At 75.6% G+C, this 2,963-nt stretch carries 3 protein-coding genes; 1 reads left to right on the plus strand and 2 read right to left on the minus strand.

The genetic code is table 11. The features are described 5' to 3' along the window. Together PAI11_RS07880 and PAI11_RS07885 are read right to left on the minus strand one after the other, a co-directional pair. The coding region (locus PAI11_RS07880) for a DUF3089 domain-containing protein (protein WP_138974167.1) at positions 1-1,254 on the minus strand (1,254 nt) is incomplete at its 3' end. Between the two features lie 43 nt (positions 1,255-1,297). Next, positions 1,298-1,915 carry a TetR/AcrR family transcriptional regulator gene (locus PAI11_RS07885; RefSeq protein ID WP_007572763.1) on the minus strand — a complete coding sequence of 206 codons (618 nt, stop codon included), beginning with the start codon at positions 1,913-1,915 and terminating at the stop codon, positions 1,298-1,300. Positions 1,916-2,171: 256 nt separating this feature from the next. Between PAI11_RS07885 and PAI11_RS07890 the strand changes: the two genes are divergently transcribed. Continuing rightward, positions 2,172-2,963, plus strand: a 792-nt coding sequence (locus PAI11_RS07890; protein ID WP_040599125.1) for an MlaD family protein, incomplete at its 3' end; no start/stop codon positions are given.

Genomic DNA, 2,963 nt, shown 5'->3' on the forward strand with positions numbered 1-2,963 from the left:
CGGCAGCCGCGCGCAGCGGCGTCCGCGGCCGTCCCGCGCCCGGCGATAGCGCAGCCCCAGGCCGATCCGCGGCACGGCCGCCGCCGCCGGGGCCGGGGCGGCCGGCGCCAGGTAGGTGCGGGCCTGGGCGGCGACGTCCCGCACCAGATCGCCCATCGGCAGGTTGGCGTCGACGATGTGCAGGCCCCAGCCCGGCTCGGGCGCGGGATTCAGCCGCGGCGCGCTCCCGATCGACTGGACCATCAGGACGTGGGCGCCGCCGCTGCGCTCGCAGCGGCCGCTGTAGCGCTCGGCCGGCTGGATCCACGGCGTCGGCGCGGCGGGGGTCCGGCCGCCCAGGTAGAGCGCGACGAGGTCGAGCGCGATCAGGCCGAGCGGGTACTGGCGGGTCGGGACCAGCGTCTCGAGCGGCGTCCGGGCGTTCCGGCCGAGCGACGCGGGGTTCGTGCAGGCGACCTCGTACTGGTCGCCGCCCGGCAGCCCCGAGATCCGGTCCTCGCCGCTCGGGGCGCGGCCGAAGGCGCTGCCGGCCGGCGGCACGTCGTTGAAGGTCGAGTAGGCGATCACGCAGCCGGCCTGGCCGTCGCGGGTGCAGACGGGGATCCGCTGGAAGTCGCCGCCGCGGTCGCTGCCCTTGCGGGTCAGGACGTTGCCGCCCAGCAGCAGCGCCGAGACGAGCTTGGCGCGGACCGCGGGCTTCGGGTCGATCTCGTCGTGGATCATCCGCCGCAGGACCCCGGTGCCCTGGGAGTGCCCGATCAGGACGACGCCGCGGCCGTGGTTGTCGCGGGCCAGGTACTCGCGCCAGGCCGCCAGGACGTCGCCGTAGCCGACCTGGCGATCGGGCTTGGTGATCGCGCTGGCGAAGATGCTGAGGATCGTCGCCTGGCGGTAGAGCGGGGCGAAGACCCGGCAGACCTGCGAGAAGCGCTGGGCCTGGTAGCGGGCGATCGCCTCGACCTCGGGATCGGCGCTCGCGGTCGCCAGCGGGGTCAGCTGGTTGCTGACGGTCGGGTAGACGTAGAAGCAGTCGATCGGCGGCGCGGCGGGGATCGGCGGGTCGACCACGCGCGAGCCGCCGCCGGGCTCCTCGATCGTGGTCGTCAGCGGCTCACGGCAGGGGTCGGGCGCGCGGTCGGGACGGCAGAGCCAGGCGCTGTCGGCCGCCGCCGGCGCAGGTGCGGTCGCGGCCCCGCCGAGCAGCACGGCGAGCACCAGCGCCGCCACGAGCCTGACCCCCCAGCGAGCTCCCATCGGTCGACCCTAGAAGATCGCGGCCGGCGCGTGGGCGTCCGGCTCAACCGCCCATCGCGTGCCAGATCGCCCGCGTCAGCGTCTCGGCGAGGGCCGCGTCGCCGTCGCCCGGGTCGCTGTCGACATGCTGGGCGACCGTTCGCTCGGTGCCCCACGCGATCCAGCGGGAGGTCGTGCGGGGGTCGACGGAGGGATCCAGCAGGCCGCCGTCGCGGGCCTCGACCAGACGGCGCTCGACGAGCGCGGCGAAGCGCTCGATCCGGGTCTTCCAGAAGCTCGCGACGCCGTCGTCGTAGGCCGCGACCTCGTCGAGCGCGGCCAGCGCCCCGGCGTGGCGGCGGCGCTGCTCGATCACCTCGGCGACGGCCCGCCGCAGCGAGTCGGGGGTCGCGTCCGCGCCCTCGGCGAGCCAGCGCTCGGCGACCCCGAACAGCTCCTCGGTCGACGACTCGCCGAGCCGGATCAACAGGTCGGTCTTGTCCGCGAAATGCAGGTAGAAGCTCGAGCGGGCGACCCCGGCCTCGTCCGCGATCCGCTGGATGCCGAGCGCGGTGTAGGGGGTGCCGTCGGCCAGCAGCCGCTCGACCGCGTCGTAGACCAGCCGCTCGACGGTGCCGCGCCGCGCGCGTCCGGTCTTGCTCTTGCGGGTGACCGATGCCACCCCGCCAGTATCGCGCCCGGCGTGGCGGCCGGTGGCGGCGCCGGCCGATAATGGACAGATTGTCCGACACTATGCCTATACTGGCCCGCGGCGGGGAGGCCGGCGGTCCAGTCGTGCGCGTGGAGCAGATCGAACATAATGTTCATACAGCCTGCCCAGGCGAGATGTATCCTCCGCCGCGGATGAGGGGCTCTCGGGGCATCGAGGCGGTGCGCGAACGCGCGACGCGGCCGGCCGGGGCGCGGAGGGGACGGGCATGAGCAGCGCTCGAGCCCGCGGCCTGACGGTCGCCGCGCTGCTGCTCGTGGTCGCCGTCGCGGTCGCCGTCCTGCGCGGCGCCGGCGCGGACCCGCAGGCCGTGACCGCCCGCTTCCAGGACGCCGGGCTGCTGGTCAAGGGCAACCAGGTGCGGGTCGGCGGCGCGGTCGTCGGCACCGTCTCCGACATCTCGCTCGGCAACGACGGGCGGGCCGCGGTCGAGCTGCGGATCAGCGACCGCAGCAGCCTGCCGCTGCGCCGCGGAACCCGCGCGATCGTCCGCAACTCGTCGGTCTCGAGCGTCGCGGGGCGCTACGTCGCGCTGGAGCTGGGGCCGCTCGACGCGCCGCGACTGCCGGACCACGCCGAGATCGCGACGCTCGACACCCGTGCCGCGGTCGACTTCGACGAGTTCCTCAACACGGTCGACGGCGAGAGCCGCCGCGCGCTCCAGGAGCTGTTCGCGACCGGCTCGTCCGCGCTCGCGGGGGCGGAGACGAGCTTCGGCCGGACGCTCGTGCAGCTGAACCCGGCGCTGGCCCAGATCCGCGACGTGACGGCCGAGATCGGTCGCGACGAGCCCGCGCTCCAGCGGCTGCTCGTCGACACAGCGACGGTCAGCGGCGCCTTCGCCGAGCGCCGCGACGACCTCGGGCAGGGGCTGGTCGCGGCGGCCACGACCGTCCGCGCCCTCGCCCGCGAGCGCGGCGCGCTGAGCGGGACGCTGCGCCGCGCCCCGGCGCTGCTGGCCCAGGGCCGCACGACCCTGCGGGCGACCGACGCGCTGCTG

Source organism: Patulibacter medicamentivorans, assembly GCF_000240225.1.
GTDB classification, from domain to species: Bacteria; Actinomycetota; Thermoleophilia; order Solirubrobacterales; family Solirubrobacteraceae; genus Patulibacter; species Patulibacter medicamentivorans.